The following is a 19624-nucleotide window of genomic DNA, read 5'->3' on the forward strand; positions in this document are numbered from 1 at the left end:
TGGGCTGCGTGCCTCCCTGCCCTTATCTTACCCTTCAACCTGCTGCACGAAACAATTGCCCATAAATGGCAGGGTCTTTCGTTTTCAAACGCTCTCACTGAAAAAAAGATTCAAAAGAGGTCGGCAATCCTATATACTGTTTTATAACCAAGTGAACAAGTTGGCTTTATTCGCGTTTCCTTATTATACGGAGGTGACTTCCATGTCCACATATCACCCGCTCACCGTCCAAGACGCCATTTCTCTCGTCCGCGGCATTCCGGGGCACTTCACGCCCGATGCGCAGCTGGAATGCAAAGAAATCGGTGACGGCAACCTGAACTTAGTGTTCCATATTACGGACCGGAACAGCGATAAAAGTATCATTGTCAAACAAGCCCTTCCTTATGCGAAGGTGGTCGGGGAATCCTGGCCGTTGTCCCTGGATCGGGCGCGCATTGAACGCGAGGCGCTTCAAGTGCAGTACCGCCTGTGCCCCGGACTGGCACCGCAGGTGTTCTCCTACGACGATGACCTGGCGATAACCGTCATGGAAGACCTGAGCGACCACACGATTATGCGCAAAGGGCTGATCGAAGGACAAGCCTATCCGTTGTTTGCCCGCCATATCGGCGAATTTACGGCCAGGACGCTGTTCTATACCTCGGATCTGTACCTGAACCCGCAGGAAAAGAAAGAACAGGTACGTAAATTCATCAATCCGGATCTGTGCAAAATTACCGAGGATTTGATCTTTGACGATCCATACCGGTTTTCCGATAACAACAACTACCCGGACTACCTGGAGGATGAGGCGAAGGAGCTGCGGGAGAACGGCAAGCTCCATCTGGAAGTCGCCCTGCTCCGGGAAGCCTTCCTGACCCGGACCGAAGCGCTGGTTCACGGCGATCTGCATACCGGCAGCATTTTTGTCACACCGGAATCGACCAAAGTGATTGATCCCGAGTTTGCTTACTACGGGCCGATGGGCTTTGACCTCGGCGCCATCATCGGCAACCTGCTGCTGAACTACGCTTCCCGGCCAGGCTGGGATGCCGCGGAGTCGGAGGTTCTCGGCAATCAAGAGCGTCTTCTGCGCATGGTTTCGGACGTCTGGTCCGAATTTGAAATCCGCTTCCGCAAGCTGTGGGATGAGGATGCCAGAGACCCGCTTGCGAAAGCACCCGGCTACCAGGACGCCTACGTGGCCAAAGTACTGCGGGATGCCTGCGGATTCGCCGGCTGCAAAATGATCCGGCGCATCGTCGGCTTGTCCCATGTGGCCGACATCGACACGATCGCGGACGTAAAGCTCCGGGAGAAGGCGCAGCGTACGGCGCTGGCTATCGGCAAACAGCTCGTTCTATTCAACCGGACCATCCAGTCCGGCGAAGACATCGTCCGGCTGGTGAAGGAAGCCGAGCCGCTTAAAGGAGCCGTAAAATGAGTAATGACAACCAAGAACAAACACAACGACGCAGCGAACCGTTAACTTCCGTCCAATGGGGCGGCGACAAGCTGATCCTGCTGGATCAGCGCCTGCTTCCGGACGCCATCGTCTATCTGGATTTGTTCACACCCGAAGAAGTGTGGGAATCGATCCATGCGATGAAAGTCCGGGGCGCGCCAGCCATCGGCATCGCCGCCGCTTACGGCGTAGTGCTCGGGGCGCGCCAGTATGGAGGCGTCGATGCCGCCGCCTGGGACGACCATGTCGTCAAGGTCAGCGCCTATCTGGCCACCTCGCGGCCGACGGCGGTCAATCTGTTCTGGGCGCTGGACCGGATGAAAGGGAAAGCGCATGAGCTGGCCGGCCGGGGAGGCAGCGTTGCCGACCTGAACGAGGCCCTGCTCGCCGAGGCCAACGCGATTCAAGCGGAGGACGAGGAAGTGTGCCGCCGCATCGGGGAGAATGCACTGCCCCTGTTCCGGGACGGCATGGGCGTGCTCACCCACTGCAATGCAGGCGGGCTGGCTACGGCCAAATACGGAACGGCGACCGCGCCGATGTATTTGGCCCAGGAACAGGGCATACAGCTGAAAGTGTATGCCGATGAGACGCGCCCTGTGCTGCAGGGCGCGCGGCTGACGGCCTTCGAGCTGCAGCAGGCCGGAATTGACGTGACGCTGCTCTGCGATAACATGGCAGGCATGGTCATGTCCAAGGGGTGGGTGCAGGCGGTGATCGTCGGCACCGACCGGGTGGCCGCCAACGGCGACGTCGCCAACAAGATCGGCACGTACAGCCTGGCCGTGCTGGCCAAGGCCCATGGCATTCCGTTCTACGTCGCCTGCCCGTTGTCGACGATCGATCTGAACACCCCTACAGGGGACAACATCCCGATTGAAGAGCGGCCGGCTGAGGAAGTCACCGAGGGCTTCGGGAAGAGAACCGCTCCTGAAGGCATCAAGGTCTACAACCCGGCGTTTGATGTCACGCCTCACGAATATGTAACAGCCATCATCACGGAAAAGGGGATCGTCAAAGCGCCGTTCGCCGAGAACCTCGCCGCCCTTTTCCAAGCTTAATGAACTTGGCCAATGTGGATCTTTCGGGCTAGTGTCTCTAATCGCCGAAATGCCACCGGCTCAGCCAGCCCTGCCAGGGCTGGCTTTTTATTGCTTTCCAGTCGGCGGCCTTGAGGCCATTACACCATTTTTAACAGAGCTTCATGCCCTGGCATGCCCGGAACGATTCCGAGCGCCTCGGCCTCGGTCGTCACCGACTCCAGCGGCGCTTCAAGCAATTCCTGCAGCGTTTTGACGCCGACAGCCCGGCCCGCAATGATTTTTCGCTCCGCCAGTCTCGTGTTAAGCAGGCCTACGTCCAGCGCCCCGCACATAATGTACCCTTTCGGCGAGTTGATCGTGAGCAGCGTCGTCTTGGGCAGCTTAACCTCTACCCCAACAAAGCTGTGCCCCCCGACGGTAATCGGCACCATGGTCACCATTCAGCTGTACACCTCCCCAGGCGTGATATCCATCCAGCATCATTGTATTCGCCCGGGGGAAGGGGTGACTGTGCGGACGTCCATAACCAAAATGCGCCGAAATAAATAGGAAGAAAGTTGCTATCCACTCCGACATTAGGACTATGATTCTATTCACATTCATGATATTATTTAGTCACTTTCATATCTAATTTGAACGTATAGTTTGGGGGATCCATGGACAACAATCAATCCAATGACGAATCGGGTTTTTTATTCAACGTCGACATCTTAGTGAAAAGTCCCTCTAATGCCCTGGCGCTTCAAGAACTCCTCGGCATGCTGAACGGCAACGGGCATATTGCGGATTTTCGCATCAAATCGGGAATTGAACTGGGGCGATTGATTGAATCGATGCTTCAGGACAAGCGCAAATCTCTCCTTTCCAAAGAAGAGCCTTCCCGCCCGTCCGTTCCCCCTGCTCCGATCAAGGAAGCGGAACTGCGTACAGCGGCCGTGGGGAAAAATGCAAAAAGCCAGCCGCCCCGAAACCCGGTGCATGGCGGTTCGGACATTTATGATTGGATTCAGGTATACATCCGTGACAACCGGCTGATCCGGCTGACGGCCAACCGGAGCGGGCAGCACATTCATATGCCGTGCCGGATCCTGAATTATGATGAGGAACACCAGATGCTGAACGTATATCACGTGGATGAGAAACAGGTTTATACCTTTAAGCTGAACGAAGTGGACGAGGTCATCTAATAGGATAAGGCTCCGTTTCTCCGAAGCTTATAACACTAAAACAAGCCCGTCCCGGCTCACTAAGCCGAAGACGGGCTTTCTTCTGTTCTCCTCCGATATGGACGGGTCAGGCTCGTCTGCGCGAGGCGGCTTCCGCAATCAGGCAGATCCAGCCGATGATGAAGGCAACGCCTCCAAGCGGCGTAATGGCGCCAAGCACTTTGATCCCGGTGATGGCGAGCACATACAGACTTCCGGAAAACAGAATGATTCCGGCCAGCAGCAGCCATCCCGCCCAGGCCAGCTTGCGCGAATCTCCCCATAACCCCGCAACGACCCCAATCAGTATGATCCCCAAGGCGTGCGCCATATGATATTGAACCCCAGTTTCATAAACCTTCATCGCCGACTCTCCGACAATAGGTTCCAGCATGTGGGCTCCGAATGCTCCGATCACCACGGACAGCATCGCCATCAGGGCGCCGGTCAATATAAATTTACGCTGCACATCGACAACTCCTTTGGATGTTCCTAATCTACTAACAAACTGTTAACTATTTTAACCGATCGGACGCCGCCTTTTCCACCACCATGGCTCAAGACTGCCCAAATCAGCTTGATTTTTACGGGATCTTATGGAAAAGTAAGAAGCATATCTATCGATTCGAAGGAGAGAGTGATTTCATGGATTCAAACCAGCCTCCGCACCAGCCGGACGGATTCCAGCAGAACCCGGGGCCCCATTCGCCCCATGCTCAGTTCGTTCCCCCTGCTGCGCTGAAGCATTCCGGGCCAGGCATCGCATCCTTTGTCATGGGCCTGGTCAGTTTGCTGGGTTATATCATCAGTGCCGCGGCAGCAGGCGCCATTATGGCTCCTTATCTCGAAGAAGGTATGCTGGACGGTCCGAATTCCAATGCAATTCTTGGCCTCGGCGTCGTCGGTCTGCTGATGATCGCACTGGTTGTCATCAACGTGGTCGGAACGATTCTGGGCATTGTGGGGACGGCCATCAGGAACCGCAAAAAGATCTTTGCCATCATCGGGCTTATTGTGAATGCCGTCATCGTGCTCAGTATCGGCTTGTTCTTTATATACTTCATGGCCTCCGCCGCAGTCTAGCGGACTTTACCCGCAGTCCAGCAGTCTATTAGAAGAAAAAGGTGATCTTATGTCTCAAGTCAAAATATTTGCCGACAGCACATGCGACCTTCCTCACGATTGGATCAAAGCCCATGACATCGGCATTATTCCGCTGTACGTTACGTTCGGGGACCAGAATTACAGGGACGGCGTCGACTTAACGACACCCGAATTGTATGCCAAGGTGGAGCAGACGGGCAGCCTTCCCAAGACGGCCGCTCCGTCTCCGTCCGATTTTATCGCGGCATTCACCCCGTTTGTGGAAGAAGGACGGGATATCGTTTATATCAGCCTGTCGTCCGAGCTATCCTCGACTTATCAGAACGCGCTGATTGCAGGTGAGGAGTTTCCGGAGGGACGAATCACGGTCGTGGATTCACGGAATCTGACCACCGGCATCGGCCTGCTGGTCATGAAAGCGGTGGCCGCGGCAGAACAGGGGAAAAGCGCCCGTGAAATCGCCGGCATCGTGGAGACCGTTAAGCCGCTCGTAGAGACCGAATTCGTCATTGATTCGCTAGAATATCTGTACAAGGGCGGACGCTGCTCAGGCATGCAGAACCTCATGAGCAGCCTGCTCAAGATCCGGCCGGTCATCAAGGTGATCGACGGTAAGATGACTCCGGCCTACAAGGTCCGCGGCAAGCGGGAAAAGGCTCTGGAGCAGATGGTCAACAATACGCTGGACAAGAAGGACGAGATGGACAACGATCTCATCTTCGTCACCCATTCCATGGCGGCTGAAGATGCGGAAGCGATCAAAAGGCTGCTGGAACAAAAAACCGGCGCCCGCGAGGTTGCCCTCTCGGATGCCGGCTGTGTCATTAGCTCCCACTGCGGTGCCAAAACGATCGGAATCATTTATTCCAAAAAAGCCTGATTTTCAGGCTTTTTTTTCTTGTATATATAAACAATTCTTACTTCTTCGAAGGGTCGATGTCCCTCGGATTGAGGCCCGCCCATATATTCGGGATGTCCGCCTGCTCTGGGTGTTCAAACACCAGAAACGCGGTAGGCAAATACCGTTCCCCGTATTCCGATGACGGTTTGTTCACAATTTCATTATCTTTGACGAGGACGGTGGAGGATCCTCCGTCCAGATTGGCAGCGATCACCGCTCCGTGCTTCAGCATGATCTGCTGGACATCGTATAAATTGGCTCCGACGCTGTACGTCGGCTGTCTTCCGTCAATAACAACAAACAGGATGGCCCCGTCCTCACGCTGGCCCATGGCGGTCCGCGGCGCGATGCCCCAGCCTTCGGCGGCATTCTTGATGAGCCCTTTGCCGTTGACGATGATCCGCGGCTGAAACGTCACCGCTTCCTGAACCCCCATCCGGTCCAATTCCTTTAGCGAATAGTTGCCGGCGATCATTTTGCCGTCCCGGTCAATGCCTACCACCTGGGTGGTCGCATTTTTTCCCAATCCGTTGTAATACAGCTTCCCCTGCGATATGACGATGCCGATCGGCTTAAAGCCGTTCCCTTTCCAGTTCGGGTCGGCGAATCCGCCTCCGTTCACGCCGGCGATCGCGCCGTAGCGCTTGACCATGCTGGAGACCTTCTCGCCTTTGCCGCGCTTTGCGGGAACGCCCAGACGGATTTTTGTCGGATCGTGAACGGTCATTACATACCCCCGTGATACCCTTTACCCGAAACTTCCTCAATCTCCACAAGGGGCGGCTTCTCCATCTCCTTGCCGGCTTCGGCGGAAGCCGTTTGGGTTTGCACCGGCAGCTTGATTTGGTGCGTATCTTTTTCGACGCCCATGGCTTCAAACCGCTTGTTGTATTCCGCTACGCGCTTGTTCAGCTCGTCCTGTCCAATAATATATTTCGCCAAATAGCGATGCTGTGTCGTTATGAGCGTATCCGCTATCAGGTAACGAAAATGATTGCCGGATACCGTCAGGAACAACCACGCGGCTGCCGCGGCACCGACCAGAACCAGGCTCCAGAACAAGCGTATACTGAATCGCAGGAAACCTCCCTTTTTCTTTTTCCTTTTCTTTGTCCCTTTTGGAGCGGACCGTTGGTTTCTTACGCTTGAACGTTTGGGCAGCGATGCTTGCTCCATGGTTACTTCCCCCATCTCATGAACTCGGGTCCTAAGTCCCACGTAGAATAGACGCGAAATCAGGGAGGAAGGTTTCATATATTCGGGCATTATCAACAATAGGATACAAATATTTTCCATTAACGCTGCCGTAAAAGCACAAAAAAAACACCAAGCCACATTGGCCTGGCGTCTTCCTATTCGGATTAGTAAGTTGGCCGCTTCAGTTGGTCCAAGCTTTTGAACTCATAGCCCTGCTTACGGGCATCGTCGATGATCCGGGCCAGCGCCTCCGTGTTATCCTTCGAAATGGAGTGCAGCAGAATGACCGCCCCCGGATGCAACTGCGCCATCACTTGACGGTAGGCATAGTCAGCCCCCTTCTGATCGTTCACGTCCCAGTCCTTGTACGCTACGGACCAGAATACCGTCGTATAACCTTCAGCGCGTGATGCCGCAAGCGTGCGGTCGCTGAAAATCCCCCGGGGAGGACGCACGTATGCCATCTCCTTCTGGCGGGTCGTCCCGGTTACGCTCTGCTTGACCTTATCCAGCTCTTCCTTGAGCTGCGCGTTGGAAATCTGGGTCATATCCGGATGCGTCCAGGAATGATTGCCCACCAGATGGCCCTCGGTGACCATCCGGGTTACGAGCTCCGGCTTGTCCTTTACATAATGTCCCGTCAGAAAAAAAATAGCCGGCACTTTCTTTTCTTTCAAAACATCCAGGATTCTAGGCGTGAACCCGTTTTCATACCCGTTGTCAAACGTCAAATACAGCTCTTTCTGGGTTGTATCCCCCAGGAAGATCGCACCATTCTTCTGCAGAATGTCTTTAAAGCCTTCTTCATTGATGGAAGGAAGCTGACCGTTCCTGCTTTTCTTAAAGCCAAAATGATAAGGGCTGTCCGCAGCCGCTGTCTCCTGGAAAAATCCGCAGCACAGTAACAGTGCGGCAACCGCAGCAAACGCAAAACGCTTCATCTTGAAATTTCCCCCTGCGTTGGATTATAGGCACTAAAAGCTATAACGTAATATGCCACATCCGATGCAAAGTTATGTGATATTTTCAAAATGGCAGCCGCCGGAGAATAGAATCGATCACCTGAATAAAGTGCTTAATGTAGAATGGCTTCGTAATGTATTCGATAAAACCTGCCTGTCTCCCCTTGGCGATATCCGACGCCATCGCATAAGAGCTGACGGCCACCACCGGGATTGCCCTTGTCTTTTCATTGGCCTGGAGGCAGGCTAGAGCATCATATCCACTCATTCCGGGCAGCTGGATGTCCATGATGATCAGATCGGGGCATCTGGCCGTGGCGATCTCTACCGCTTCCTCCCCTGTACAGGCCTCCCACATGGTGGCGTTAGGAATTTTTTTGAAAATATGCCGCATGAGAGACATATTAATTCCGTCGTCCTCCACACATAAAATGTCATAATTGCTCTTCATTTTTAAACCTCCTACCATGAAAAAAAGCCAAAGAAAGAGCGCTCCAGCTCCTTCTTTGGCTTATGTTCAGCTCATGTTCCAATCATGTCTGACCCATTACCGCCTGGTGACCGCCTAATCCTGGAATGTGCAGGCAATCACGCTTTTATCTCTATCAAAATCCCAGTCCACGTAAAAATCGGCCAGGGTCCGGCCCAAAATCCCCCCCAGCTGGGTTTCTTCCTCAAAATACCGCTTCTCAAGCTTTCTCTTCGTTGTCCGCAAAACTTCATCAAAACCGGTATTGATTAATTCCTTCTCGATCAGAATCAGAAGTCCTTCCCGGACGACAATTAAAGTTTTGGGGTTCATCCACCAGGAGTACACCTTCCGGGGAACCTTCTGGACGATACCGGTGACCCGGTTAACTTCATTATGTAGCGCATCACGGCCCGCATAATCCTCGGCTTCGATGATCTGGTCTGCCTTAAGCCCGACAATGATCCCCGAAGCGTTATGTAATCCCCAGTCGTAGTAAACCTCTTCCAGGCGGATGTCCATTTCCTTCTCCAGATACGCCTTCAATTCAGGAAGCAGAGACTCCATCAGCAGCTCGCGGGTATATCGAAATGCTTTTTCTTCTTCCTTGTTCAAAAGAAACCGCTCGACAGGTCCAATAAAATTGCGGATATGGAGTGCGATCCCGTAGTTTCCGACGGATACATGCACCGACTCCGGACCTTTGCCAAACCTGTCCCTCAGCAGCTTGCCGGTAAATGCCGCGATTTGGTTGGTGTGATTGGCTGTATACAACATGACAGCTCTCTCCTTCTCATCATAGTGCAACGCATACGTTAAATCAATTGATTTCATCTTGCGTCATTATTAAGAGGTATATACCCAAAAAGATACCGGGCGCAATCAGGTGCGTCCGGCTCTTTTCTTCCATCCATGGGATGGCCTTATTTATGGGGGTCAGCATCGGGGTCAGAGTCGGGATCGGGTTGCTTGGGAGCTTGCTCGATTCGTTCCGCCCGTGTAGGATCCGATTCTTCCTGCTGCTGTTCTATAGGACCGTCTGTAGGACCGGCAGGTCTATGGCGCTCCTCTTTCCATGTCTTCCTCCGCGCGGCGGCTTCAGCCCGCTGCTGCTTCCGGCCTTTGCGGACGATCCAGACGATCAGAAGCACGATCGCAGCAAGAATCAGAACAGGAACGGCTCCCGACAGGATGACGATGATCCACTGGACAATCTGCGTCAGCACGTCCATGCTTCCCTGCAGCGCATCGCCCGCACGCTGGCCAAGGGGGGCCTGCTGGCGATCAGGCTCGGCTTTGGGCAGCGTTTTCTCCGGCTGGTAAATGCGCAGCTCCACCGTGGAATAAGACACATTCTGATCGATATAGCGCATGCGGCCCTTGATCTGCTCGATTTCTTCCTGAACCCTCTCCAGCTCTTTGGCAAACGCCACGAGGTCGCTAGTCTTTGTCGCCTTTTTCATAAAAGCGATATACTGCTCCTCCATCACCTGCTTAGCCTTCAATCTCGCCTGCAAATCCACGTATTCCTCGGACACGTCCTGGCCCTCAATACTTCGCTGAAGGGAATCGTGCTTGATCTGCTCGAGCCGATTCAAAAAGGACGAGAAGCCCGATGCAGGAACCTTGAGGATAAAGGTACCGCCCCGCTCGCTGGCTGAATCCGTTTCGGAAAAATTGACGATATAGCCGCCCGACAGCGTTACCATATTTCTGACTTCGGTCTGTGCCTTGGCATAGTCCTGAATCTCCATTACCAAATTTGCCTTATAGATGAGCTTCTTGTTTAACCCGCCGGCCAGGTCATGGGCGGTGAACCCGGCTTCCGGCGCAGTGTCCGCCTCCAAAGCCTTTACCGTATCGGCCTGCTTCGGGTCGGCCGAATCCGCCGATGTCTGCACAGATGTCGATGCTGCCGTGGATTTTTGGTCCTGAACCGCTGCGGTGTTCGCCGCATGGTCTGAAGCCGCGGAGCTTTCGACGGTTCCGCCGGCGCTGCTGGCGCTGTCCTTTGAACTCCCGGACGAGCAGCCGGTTACCAACAGAATGACTAACATGAATGCGGCAAGCCATGACCCCCAAGTGCGCATACTTCATTCCTCCTCAGAAATGGAAAATATTTTATATTTTCCTATCTAACGTCAAGAGGACTCCGAAGGTTGCGGGCAAAAAAAGAAAAAAGCCCTCGGGTATACCCCGGAAGGCTATTTATGCTTCATCCAAGCGTATGGATTGCCGAATAAAAATCAGGTCGCGGATACGCCGCCGTCGATGGCCAGCTCGGCTCCGGTAATAAAAGAGGATTCGTCGGATGCCAGGAACAGCACGCCGGCCGCAATGTTCTCCGGTTTGCCCAAGCGAGGCAGCGGCGTTTTGGAGCGGAACCAGCCCGTCATCTGGTCGTTGGCAAACAATCCTTCGGTCATCGGTGTTTCAATGTAACCCGGATGGATCGAATTACAACGGATATTGTCCTTGCCGTAATCCACAGCCACCGCCTTCGTCAGCATCCGGACAGCGCCCTTGCTTGCGGTGTAAGGCCCTGCTCCGTTGCTCCCCGTGAGACCGGCAATCGAAGAAATGTTGATGATGGAGCCTCCGCCACCGCGCTGCATCACCGGTACCACGTATTTCAAACCGAGAAAGCTGCCTGTCAGGTTGATGGACATGACCTTGTCCCAATCCTGCATGGACGTGTCTACGAGCGATTTGGCCAGTGAGATGCCGGCATTATTGACGAGAACGTCGATTGTGCCGAACGCTTTGACCGTTTCGTCCACGATATGCTGCCACTCCTCCTCGGAGGTAACGTTATGACGGAAGCCAATAGCCTCTCCGCCCTGCTGTTTGATCTCATCCACAACAGCCTGGATTTTGTCCTCCTGAATGTCGGTGACGACCACCTTGGCGCCTTCCTGCGCCAACAGAACGGCGTCCGCCTTGCCCATGCCTCCGGCTGCGCCGGTGACGATCGCTACTTTCCCCTGTACTCTGCCCATATTGTTAAGACTCCCTTCCCCTATTTGCTCCAAGATGATTACGAACGAGGCAACATTCAGCCCATATTGGGCGTGCATGACCTTGCAAAAACAAAGGTCGTGATAGCATCACTATCATGACAAAACCAATTATATCACCGTTTGTTTTTCCCTTCAATCTTTCCAAAGGACATCCCTTTGTTTTCCTGGTACCCTGCACCTAGACAACGTTGACTTCTCCGGGTGGTTTTGATAGCATTTTTTACGATTTTATCTTTTCACCCGGAAGGCGAGTTGACTCACAATTATGGATCCGAAGACTAGATGGGAACAGGAACGGCTGGAAGGTAAAAAAGCGAGAGAGAGCAGCATTATCGAGGCAGCGGAGCGGGTTTTTAACCGCAAAGGGATCGACAAAGCGACGATGCGGGATATCGCCGCGGAAGATAATGTGGGGATCGCCACGGTGTTCCGGTATTTTCCCAAGAAGGACAAGCTGATCGTGGCGGTCGCCACGCATTTGATCAGTCTGGAGGAAGAGGCGTTCCGGGCAATTGCCGCCACACCGGTGACAGGCATCGAGAAGCTTGAAGCGCTGCTGGATCATTTCCTGAATCTCCAACTGCCGGAATTGAGCAGCAGGAGCCGGTACCTTGAGGCGTTTGAGAGCTATGCCGCCCAGCAGGCCGAGCCGCTGGAGGATATCCAGCAGTACAACGACGTCCACCGCAAGGTATCCGATGCGTTCGCCGAAATCATTGACAGCTGCACCCAGGACGGTTCAGTCCGCTCCGATCTCCCCATAGAGGAAACCCTGTCGACCGTGGTCAATGCATTCGGCATATTTTCGAAAAAGCTGTCACTGCAGCGCAGCATCGTGATGTTCGAGTCCATCGTCAGCGCGGACGTCCAGCTGGACCTGCTGAAACGGATGTTTCTCGACTATTTGCGGAACCCGGAATCCGCCGCTTCAGATTTATAACATCCCATGAATTTAAAAAGCCTGCTTTCCCGGCTCCCCGGGCCCTAAGCAGGCTTGTTTCATTTATTTTGTGAATGGCTTTGGCGTTTAAAAGTCCCCCGCCCGGCCGGCGCAGCCGCACAGCTGCATTTTCTCAATGACGGCTGCTTTCAGCGCCTTCTTGGCAGGAACCATGTATTTCCGCGGGTCGTTCTCATCCGGGTTCTCGGCAAAGACATGCTTGATGGCGTCGGAGAACAGGATGCGCAGTTCGGTAGCCACATTCATCTTGGCCATGCCGAGACTGACCGCCCGCTTCACCTGCTCCTCCGGAATGCCGGAGCCTCCATGCAGGACGAGCGGAACATCAACGGCTTCGGCGATGCGTCCGATCCGGTCGAAATCAATATTCGGCGTCCCTTTGTAGATGCCGTGGGCGGTGCCGATCGCAGGGGCAAGCGTATGCACGCCGGTGCGCTCCACGAATTCGGCGCATTCTTTCGGATCGGCGAGCAAGGCATCGCGTTCGTCGACGACGATGTCGTCCTCGACGCCGCCGACCTTGCCGAGCTCCGCCTCCACGTTGATGCCAACGGCGTTGGCGGCTTCGACCACCTTCTGGGTCATGGCCACATTTTCCTCAAATGGGGAATGAGACGCATCGATCATGACGGACGTATAACCCGCCCGGATACAGCTGATAATGACGGAAAATTCGTTGCAATGATCCAAATGAAGTGCGATGGGCACGCTGGCCCGGTCCGCAGCCACCCGGGCGGCAGCAGCGATATAATCGGCCCCCAGATGCTTGACGGTCCCCACCGTAGACTGAATAATGAGCGGCGACTGTGCTTCTTCGGCCGCCTCGACCACAGCCTGCAGCATTTCCAGTGTATGCACGTTAAAGGCCCCAATGGCGTAATGTTTGGCCCTTGCTTCTTGCAGTAAAGACGTAGACGAAACGAGTGACATGGTGTTTTCCCCTTCCCGTTTGTTATGCCTTGCTGTCCTGTATTGATCCGCTCAATGCGGTATATTTATGCTTTGCGTACATGGCGCTCCCGGTCACGCCCGCATCGTCGTTATGCATGGCAGGAACGATCTTGAGCCGATCGCGGTAATCAGGCAGGATCCGGCTCATCAGCTCCTGCTCCAGCGGCTTCAAAATGCGGTCCCCCGCCAGCGCCCCGCCGCCACCGATAATGATCATCTCCGGGCTGTTCAGCGAAACGGCGTAGGACAGTGCCCGGCCGAGCAGCGAACCCGCCCGCTCCAGAATGGAAACGGCCAGCGTATCACCCTGATCGTACGCCCGCGACAAATCCGCCGCCGTCAGCTCCGCGAGGCGTTCGCCCGGAAACCAGCTGCGGAGCACCGTCGGCTCACCGGACTCTATCGCTTTCCGGGCCTGCCGCACCATACCGGAGGCGGAGGCGTAAGTCTCCAGGCAGCCCGTCAAGCCGCATGGACACGGATCGCTGAGCCCCTCCATGACGATATGCCCCAGCTCCCCGGACATATGGCGGAAGCCGTAGAACAGGCTCCCCTCATTCACCATGGCCGAGGCGATTCCTGTGCCGATCGTCACGCCGATGACGTGGCCGGTGCCTGCACCGGCTCCATACAGCGCCTCGCCAAACACATACGTTCTGACATCGTTATCGATAAATACCGGCAGCTGCAGCCTGGCCTTCAGACGGCTGGCGGCCGGAAGGTCACGCCAGCCGAGGTTGCCGGCAAACTTGGCGATGCCTTCCTCGGGATCGACCAGCCCCGGCAGTCCGATTCCCGCTGCCGCGAGCGTTACAGGCTGTCCGTCTTCCCCGCGGTACGAGGCGACCGCTTCCTCGATCATTGCGGCGATTCTCTCCAGTACCGCATCCGGACCGCGTCCGGCTTCCGTCGGCCGCTTCAGCTTATGAACCACTTGTCCGGCGGAAGATACCAGACCGCATACGATATTCGTTCCACCGACATCGACTCCCGCAAACACTTCCATGCTGAGCACCTGCCCTTATTTCACAGAATGTTATTGCGCGACATGCACCTGCACCCCGGATTCTTTCAACCGGCTGCGGAGCTCCTCCCCGGGATCCGCATCCGTAATGATTCCGTGCAGGGCCGCCACGGGCGCCACCTGGAACAGGGAATTGCGGCCGTTCTTCGTATGGTCAAATACGGCGATGGTGCGGTTGGTGCGCTTCATCATGATCATCGCCGTATTCGCTTCAAGCTCGGAATAAGTGCTGGCCCCCTGTTCCGCCGAAAAACCGTCGATCCCCATAAACATCGTGTGAATGTTGATCGCCTCCAGCGTCCGCTCGGCAAGCGGTCCGCACAGCTCGAAGTTTTTGCTGCGCAGCATGCCGCCGGTCAGCACGACCTGAAGGTCTTCGTTCTCCGACAGCTCCATCGCAATATTGACAGCATTGGTCACCACCGTAATATTGCGGCGGTTCTTGAGTGCCCTCGCAATGAGATACGTCGTGGTCCCGCCCGTCAGGCCGACCACATCCCCCTCTTGCACGAGGGAAGCCGCCATGGCGGCGATTTTTTCCTTTTCCTGGTACAGCTTGTTCTGCTTCTCGTGAAATGGAATTTCCCTTCCGGCGGTGATACCCGCGGATTTGGCGCCTCCGCCCATCGTGCGGATGACCCGTCCCGATTTCTCAAGCGCTTCCAGATCCCGGCGTGCCGTAGCCTCAGAGCATTTGAAGCGGGCCGTCACCTCCTGAAGGGAAATAGAGCCGTGCTGCAGGATGTAGTCCAATATCTGTTCCCGGCGTTCTTCTTTCGATCCATTTCGTTCACTCAAAGCGATTCTCTCCTTATGGTTTAAATTTTGACCACCTGGGTCAAATTCCGCGGGCTGTCCGGATTTCTCCCCTCCCGCAGTGCGGTGTAATACCCGATATATTGAACCAGCGGCATGTACAGCACCGCTCTCGCCTCATCGGACAGCGCCCGGCCACCGGTCTCGAACACGAGATCGGCAAAGCCGGTGTCTCCGCCCTTGTCCGCGGTAATGATAACAACATGCGCGCCGTATTCTTTCATCTCCTGGGCTACCTTGATCTCATAGTCCCTTGCGGTTTCCGACAGCAGCAGGCAGACCATCGTTCCCGGCTCGACGACCGATTTCGGTCCGTGCCGGAATTCCATCGTGCCGAAGCTTTCCGTCCAGACGCAGGACATTTCCTTAATCTTCAGGCAGGCTTCCTGCGCCAGCCCGTAATAGGATCCCATGCCCAAATATATGAATTTGTTCAGCTCCGGATGTCCGGAAATCAGTTCCTTGGCGGCTTCGTCCGCCTTGGCTACCACACCTGCGCTGAGCTCCACAGCTTCCTGAAGCTCCTTCAGCTGCTCCGTCTTGCCGGCAGCGCGAGCCATCGCCGCTTGGAGCATAAAAGTCATGCTGCTAAAAGACTTCGTCATGACGGTGCTTTTCTCCTTGCCGAGCGGTGACAGTAAGTATGGAGCGAGCTTCGCCATTGTGCTTTCCTCATCGCAGGTGATGCTGCAGATCGTCCAATCCGGCAAATCCTTCACCGATTCCAGTGCGAGAATAACCTCCGTCGATTCTCCCGAACGGGAAATCCCGACGAGCAGCACACGTTTTCCGGGCGGAACCGCCTGCTCCCGGAACAAAAAGATTTCGGATGACGGATAGGCCGCACCGCTGCGCCCCGTCCATTTGCGGAACGTGGATGCGGCGGTCTGCGCCAAATAATAGGAAGTCCCCGACCCGATAAAAATCACTTCATCAAACGAAGAATTGCCGATAAACTGGGAGATCCAATCCTGCTGCGCCTCTAGCTGCTTCCAGGCAGCCGCCAGCGCATCGGATTGTCCGCCGATCTCTGGATACGTCAGTACGCCTTGAGTCTGTGCCAATGAATATCCACCCCGATCTCATCATATTGGTAGTATTGCGGTTGTTTCTATTGGCATTATATTGCAATACATTGAAATATTCAATCATTAAATTGATATAAAATTGCAAAATAAGCTCCCGATTAGGATCGACGCACCCTCTTCAAAACTCAGCAGCTCCAACAAAAAAAGGGCAAATCCATAACATGTATGGATTTGCCCTTTCCTTTTAACTCATATCAATGCTGCCTCTTTAAAATGCACGCATAATGCATAAGATGGCGGCTAATTTTTCAGCCGTCTATTCCACAAACAGGGCTGCAGCCCCGATAATGCCCACATCGTCTTTGAGTTCAGCGGGTTTGATGGCGTAAGTGCCCCGATAAGGCTCCATGACCAGCTCCCCGGTCTTCCCGCGGAGCGGCTCGAAGAAGGCAGCCCCGGCGCGGCTGACGCCGCCGCCAATGACGATGCAATCCGGATTGAAGCTGTGAATGATGTTCATGAGTCCAAGGCCCGTGTAATGTATAACCTGCTCCAGCGTCTCTTGGGCCAGCTTGTCGTTCATCGCCGCGGCTTGAAACACATGCTTGGCGCTCAGCGGCACGCCTTCCGCTTCGGCCAGCACGGTCATCTGCGTCATGCCTTCCGCAGCCGCCGCAGCCGCCTCGGACGCCTGGCGGGCGATGGCCGTCCCCGAAGCGTAGGTCTCCCAGCAGCCCCGCTGGCCGCAGCCGCACAGCGCCCCGTTCGGGTCGACCACCGTATGACCGAGCTCGCCCGCGAAGGAGCTTGTCCCCAGGTACAGCTTCCCGTCAAGAACCAGGCCCGAGCCGATGCCGGTGCTCAGGGTGACGTAAACCATGCTCTGTGCCCCGCGTCCAGCACCGTACACGTATTCTCCCCATGCCGCCGCGTTCGCGTCATTGATCAGCTTGGCCGGCACCTGCAGCCGCTTCTCCAGCTCCGCCTGCAGCGAAATGCCGTTCCATCCGGGCAGGTTCACCCCGTTGCGGATGATTCCCCGGCGGGTGTCGACCGCCCCCGGGGAGGCCAAGCCGACACCGGCGATTTCGTGTTCTCCACTCACTTCCGTTATCGTATCTACGATCGCCTGAATGACCTCTTCCGAGCTTTTCAGCCCTGCGGTCGCCTTCTGGCTCCGGGCCAGCATCCGTCCGCCGGCGTCCAAAAGCCCTGTTGCGATTTTCGTTCCGCCGAGATCCACCCCGACGATCATCTTAGGTTGTTTGTCCAATGATTTCACCACAGTAATCGAGTATTTTGTTGTTACCCTGCTGACTTTGCGATGGATTTCACCGTCTGCGCCGCCGCCTTCACCCGCTCGGAATCGAGCGGCAGCAGGTAATTCCCTTCCGCTCTCAGCGCCGAGCCGAAATGGACCTCAGTCACGCCCGTCTTCTGGACGAACTCCGATAACCCAGGTACGGTCAAACCGTATCCAGCCAAGATACGGATGCCGGTTCCGGCTGATGCCTCGACCAGTGCTTGGATGCGGTCCGTCGACTCCGGCGCGGGCCGCGGCCCTCCGGAAGTCAGAATCCGGTTAATCTGCGGATATGCCGATAACGTCTGGAGCGCGCCGAGCTGATCGTCGATTTCGTCGAAGGCCCGGTGAAACGTCACGTTCAGACCGTCGGCCTCCTTCAGCAGCATTTCCAGCGCTTCGGTATCCACCGTGCGGTCCGGTTTTAGCGTTCCAAGCACGATTCCCGCCGCTCCGCACTCTTTGATAAAAGCGATATCCTCACGCATCGTCAGCAAGTCGTATTGGTCGTAGACGAACGACTGGCTGTGCGGCCGGACCATGACATGGACCGGAATGCTCATCAAGCCGACGACCTTGCGGATCATGCCCGGACCCGGCGTCAATCCGCCTTCCATAATGCCCGTCACCAGCTCCAGGCGGTCCGCACCCGCGTTCTCGGCGACGAGCGCGTCGTACAAATTGGTTGCGATCACTTCCAGCTTCACTCCGCAGTGCCTCCATTTCCAGAATTGGCCTGTTCCGTCACAAAATCGGCCAGCAGCCGGACTCCGTAACCGGTAGCCCCGGCAGCTTTATACCCCCGGTCCGCCGGGACCTGGGACGTATTGGCCATGTCGATATGGCACCAGCGCGCCTTAGAGGGCACAAACCGCCGCAGGAACAAGGCCGCCATATTGGCTCCCCCATAAGGGCTGGAGGCCAGGTTGGCCAGGTCGGCGTACGGGCTGCCCAGGAGCTCCTCGTCCTCATCGACGAGCGGCAGGCGCCAGATCGGGTCGCCGTTCTTGCTGCCGATCCGCATCAGCTGCTCGGCAAACCCGGCGTCGCCCCAGATGCCGGCCACCCGCAGCCCCAGTGCGTGTCCCACCGCACCGGTCAGCGTCGCAATATCGATGATCCGCTCGGCTCCGTTCCGGGCGGCGTGCAGGATGGCGTCGGCCAGGATCAGCCGTCCTTCGGCATCCGTGTTGACCACCTGCACGGACAATCCGTTCGGATAGCGGATCACATGCGACGGCAGGATGGCGTCCCCATCCGGCACATTTTCCGCGATCGGAATGAGCGCCGTGATTCTCGCCTTCACTTCCAGCCGGGTGAGCAGGTCCATCGCGCCGATGACAGCCGCGGCCCCGCCCATGTCAAAGCGGGCGTCGCTCAGATCCCGGGCGACCTTCAGGTTCATGCCGCCCATGTCAAACGTGATCCCCTTGCCGATCAGCGCAAGATGCGGGGCGTTAGAATCGCCGAAGTATTCGATCTCCACCATGGCCGGCGGATGCTTGCTTCCGCTGCCGACAGCCAGCAGGCCGTTCATCTGCCGCTGCTTCAGCTCCTCGCCCTGGTACACGTGAAGCTTCACGTTCCGGCCGGCGAAGACCGTCTTGATCCGCTGCACGAAGCTGGCCGGATGAAGATCATTCGGGGCCTCGTTGCACAGGTCCCGGGCCAAGGCGACCGCTTCGGCCCGCGCACGTCCGAGCCAGGCCGCCTCCGCATAGCTGCGCTCGGCATCGGACTCGATCCGAATCCAATCCACCTGCCCCTTCTTGTGGCGCGATGTATATTTATCGAACACATATGTGCCCAGAAGCCATCCTTCGGCCCAGGCGACGGCCGCCTGCTCGGGCCATTCGCCTTCCCCGAAAATGTCACGGAGGGCCGTACCGTCGATCGACGCGGTTCTCAAGGACGCCTTGCGGATTTCGCGGCCCGCCCCGCCGGCGGCTTCCCGCAGCGCCTCCATGCCGAATTTGTCCCGGCTGCCCAGACCGACGACGAGAATATCCTGCTCCCCGTGCCGTCCGTAAAACCAATGGACGGCGCCGCGGCCGCCCATCCCTTCGCGAAGGGTGAGCCCGGCGGGTTCGCCTTCGCTGTCCTCAAACACCGGATAGATCGTTACATCCGCCGGTTGCCCTGTTCCTGATATCAATTCCATCAGCTGTACATTCCTTTACAAGAATTTTGGTT

20 protein-coding genes and 1 pseudogene are annotated in these 19624 nt (G+C 56.0%); 6 read left to right on the forward strand and 15 right to left on the reverse strand.

What is annotated here, in order from left to right; translation table 11 throughout:
- Positions 1–202: 202 nt before the first annotated feature.
- Positions 203–1426 (forward strand): S-methyl-5-thioribose kinase, encoded by a 1224-nt coding sequence (mtnK, locus tag K2F33_RS33265; RefSeq protein WP_076170812.1) that lies wholly within the window; start codon positions 203–205, stop codon positions 1424–1426.
- A complete protein-coding gene (gene mtnA / locus K2F33_RS33270; RefSeq protein WP_089545801.1) occupies positions 1423–2508 on the forward strand; it encodes an S-methyl-5-thioribose-1-phosphate isomerase in 1086 nt (361 codons plus the stop codon). The genes mtnK and mtnA overlap by 4 nt, the downstream gene beginning before the upstream one ends.
- A 119-nt stretch (positions 2509–2627) precedes the next feature.
- Here the strand turns inward: mtnA and K2F33_RS33275 are convergent, their stop codons facing one another.
- Entirely contained in the window at positions 2628–2930 is a 303-nt protein-coding gene (locus tag K2F33_RS33275; protein ID WP_076170502.1) for a YunC family protein, read from the reverse strand.
- 216 nt (positions 2931–3146) lie between these two features.
- Here K2F33_RS33275 and K2F33_RS33280 point away from each other — a divergent pair, with 216 nt between their 5' ends.
- Positions 3147–3677, forward strand: coding sequence for a hypothetical protein (locus K2F33_RS33280; RefSeq protein ID WP_089545800.1), 531 nt, complete (start codon positions 3147–3149; stop codon positions 3675–3677).
- Between the two features lie 106 nt (positions 3678–3783).
- Here K2F33_RS33280 and K2F33_RS33285 read toward each other — a convergent pair whose 3' ends face one another.
- A complete protein-coding gene (locus K2F33_RS33285) occupies positions 3784–4164 on the reverse strand; it encodes a DUF423 domain-containing protein (RefSeq protein ID WP_076170504.1) in 381 nt (126 codons plus the stop codon).
- A 176-nt stretch (positions 4165–4340) separates the two neighbouring features.
- On the opposite strand from K2F33_RS33285, the gene K2F33_RS33290 reads away from it, so the two are divergent.
- Both K2F33_RS33290 and K2F33_RS33295 read left to right on the forward strand, forming a co-directional pair.
- Positions 4341–4778, forward strand: coding sequence for a hypothetical protein (locus K2F33_RS33290; protein ID WP_076170505.1), 438 nt, complete (start codon positions 4341–4343; stop codon positions 4776–4778).
- A gap of 49 nt (positions 4779–4827) precedes the next feature.
- Positions 4828–5679, forward strand: a complete 852-nt coding sequence (locus K2F33_RS33295; RefSeq protein WP_076170506.1) for a DegV family protein — start codon at positions 4828–4830, stop codon at positions 5677–5679.
- 37 nt (positions 5680–5716) lie between these two features.
- Here the strand turns inward: K2F33_RS33295 and K2F33_RS33300 are convergent.
- The 6 genes and pseudogenes from K2F33_RS33300 to K2F33_RS33325 all read right to left on the reverse strand — a co-directional run bounded on the left by K2F33_RS33300 (position 5717) and on the right by K2F33_RS33325 (position 11327).
- A pseudogene (locus K2F33_RS33300) lies at positions 5717–6876 on the reverse strand (phosphodiester glycosidase family protein).
- Positions 6877–7061: 185 nt separating this feature from the next.
- A complete protein-coding gene (gene pdaA, locus K2F33_RS33305) occupies positions 7062–7838 on the reverse strand; it encodes a delta-lactam-biosynthetic de-N-acetylase (RefSeq protein ID WP_076170508.1) in 777 nt (258 codons plus the stop codon).
- 85 nt (positions 7839–7923) lie between these two features.
- Positions 7924–8310 carry a response regulator gene (locus K2F33_RS33310; protein ID WP_076170509.1) on the reverse strand — a complete coding sequence of 129 codons (387 nt, stop codon included), beginning with the start codon at positions 8308–8310 and terminating at the stop codon, positions 7924–7926.
- Positions 8311–8424: 114 nt separating this feature from the next.
- A complete protein-coding gene (locus tag K2F33_RS33315; RefSeq protein WP_089545799.1) occupies positions 8425–9105 on the reverse strand; it encodes a Na-translocating system protein MpsC family protein in 681 nt (226 codons plus the stop codon).
- Between the two features lie 146 nt (positions 9106–9251).
- Positions 9252–10418, reverse strand: a complete 1167-nt coding sequence (locus K2F33_RS33320; RefSeq protein WP_263880669.1) for a DUF4349 domain-containing protein — start codon at positions 10416–10418, stop codon at positions 9252–9254.
- A 156-nt stretch (positions 10419–10574) separates the two neighbouring features.
- A complete protein-coding gene (locus tag K2F33_RS33325) occupies positions 10575–11327 on the reverse strand; it encodes an SDR family NAD(P)-dependent oxidoreductase (protein ID WP_076170512.1) in 753 nt (250 codons plus the stop codon).
- A 286-nt stretch (positions 11328–11613) separates the two neighbouring features.
- Between K2F33_RS33325 and K2F33_RS33330 the strand changes: the two genes are divergently transcribed.
- Entirely contained in the window at positions 11614–12288 is a 675-nt protein-coding gene (locus K2F33_RS33330) for a TetR/AcrR family transcriptional regulator (protein WP_089545796.1), read from the forward strand.
- Between the two features lie 87 nt (positions 12289–12375).
- On the opposite strand, the gene fba is transcribed toward K2F33_RS33330, so the two are convergent.
- The 7 genes from fba to K2F33_RS33365 all read right to left on the reverse strand — a co-directional run bounded on the left by fba (position 12376) and on the right by K2F33_RS33365 (position 19592).
- Positions 12376–13239, reverse strand: a complete 864-nt coding sequence (gene fba, locus K2F33_RS33335; RefSeq protein WP_076170514.1) for a class II fructose-1,6-bisphosphate aldolase — start codon at positions 13237–13239, stop codon at positions 12376–12378.
- 22 nt (positions 13240–13261) lie between these two features.
- Positions 13262–14266 carry an ROK family protein gene (locus K2F33_RS33340; protein ID WP_263880670.1) on the reverse strand — a complete coding sequence of 335 codons (1005 nt, stop codon included), beginning with the start codon at positions 14264–14266 and terminating at the stop codon, positions 13262–13264.
- A gap of 30 nt (positions 14267–14296) precedes the next feature.
- Positions 14297–15082 carry a DeoR/GlpR family DNA-binding transcription regulator gene (locus tag K2F33_RS33345; RefSeq protein ID WP_076170516.1) on the reverse strand — a complete coding sequence of 262 codons (786 nt, stop codon included), beginning with the start codon at positions 15080–15082 and terminating at the stop codon, positions 14297–14299.
- Positions 15083–15102: 20 nt separating this feature from the next.
- On the reverse strand, positions 15103–16164 hold the full coding sequence (locus K2F33_RS33350) for an SIS domain-containing protein (protein WP_212982755.1): 1062 nt from the start codon (positions 16162–16164) through the stop codon (positions 15103–15105).
- 280 nt (positions 16165–16444) lie between these two features.
- On the reverse strand, positions 16445–17401 hold the full coding sequence (locus K2F33_RS33355) for an ROK family protein (RefSeq protein ID WP_373309524.1): 957 nt from the start codon (positions 17399–17401) through the stop codon (positions 16445–16447).
- A gap of 32 nt (positions 17402–17433) precedes the next feature.
- Positions 17434–18138 (reverse strand): copper homeostasis protein CutC, encoded by a 705-nt coding sequence (locus K2F33_RS33360; protein ID WP_089545791.1) that lies wholly within the window; start codon positions 18136–18138, stop codon positions 17434–17436.
- Entirely contained in the window at positions 18135–19592 is a 1458-nt protein-coding gene (locus K2F33_RS33365; protein ID WP_089545790.1) for a leucyl aminopeptidase family protein, read from the reverse strand. Before K2F33_RS33365 ends, K2F33_RS33360 begins: the two co-directional genes overlap by 4 nt.
- Between the last annotated feature and the right edge of the window lie 32 nt (positions 19593–19624).

Origin of the sequence: Paenibacillus sp. PSB04 (assembly GCF_025809195.1) — a bacterium.
GTDB lineage: Bacteria > Bacillota > Bacilli > Paenibacillales > Paenibacillaceae > Paenibacillus_AQ > Paenibacillus_AQ favisporus.

Bases quoted from the DNA above. Each gene is read 5' to 3' on its own strand.
- mtnK (WP_076170812.1), top strand. From the start codon at position 203: ATGTCCACATATCACCCGCTCACCGTCCAAGACGCCATTTCTCTCGTC.
- mtnA (WP_089545801.1), top strand. From the start codon at position 1,423: ATGAGTAATGACAACCAAGAACAAACACAACGACGCAGCGAACCGTTA.
- K2F33_RS33275 (WP_076170502.1), bottom strand. From the start codon at position 2,930: ATGGTGACCATGGTGCCGATTACCGTCGGGGGGCACAGCTTTGTTGGG.
- K2F33_RS33280 (WP_089545800.1), top strand. From the start codon at position 3,147: ATGGACAACAATCAATCCAATGACGAATCGGGTTTTTTATTCAACGTC.
- K2F33_RS33290 (WP_076170505.1), top strand. From the start codon at position 4,341: ATGGATTCAAACCAGCCTCCGCACCAGCCGGACGGATTCCAGCAGAAC.
- K2F33_RS33295 (WP_076170506.1), top strand. From the start codon at position 4,828: ATGTCTCAAGTCAAAATATTTGCCGACAGCACATGCGACCTTCCTCAC.
- pdaA (WP_076170508.1), bottom strand. From the start codon at position 7,838: ATGAAGCGTTTTGCGTTTGCTGCGGTTGCCGCACTGTTACTGTGCTGC.
- K2F33_RS33310 (WP_076170509.1), bottom strand. From the start codon at position 8,310: ATGAAGAGCAATTATGACATTTTATGTGTGGAGGACGACGGAATTAAT.
- K2F33_RS33315 (WP_089545799.1), bottom strand. From the start codon at position 9,105: ATGTTGTATACAGCCAATCACACCAACCAAATCGCGGCATTTACCGGC.
- K2F33_RS33320 (WP_263880669.1), bottom strand. From the start codon at position 10,418: ATGCGCACTTGGGGGTCATGGCTTGCCGCATTCATGTTAGTCATTCTG.
- K2F33_RS33325 (WP_076170512.1), bottom strand. From the start codon at position 11,327: ATGGGCAGAGTACAGGGGAAAGTAGCGATCGTCACCGGCGCAGCCGGA.
- K2F33_RS33330 (WP_089545796.1), top strand. From the start codon at position 11,614: ATGGATCCGAAGACTAGATGGGAACAGGAACGGCTGGAAGGTAAAAAA.
- fba (WP_076170514.1), bottom strand. From the start codon at position 13,239: ATGTCACTCGTTTCGTCTACGTCTTTACTGCAAGAAGCAAGGGCCAAA.
- K2F33_RS33340 (WP_263880670.1), bottom strand. From the start codon at position 14,266: ATGGAAGTGTTTGCGGGAGTCGATGTCGGTGGAACGAATATCGTATGC.
- K2F33_RS33365 (WP_089545790.1), bottom strand. From the start codon at position 19,592: ATGGAATTGATATCAGGAACAGGGCAACCGGCGGATGTAACGATCTAT.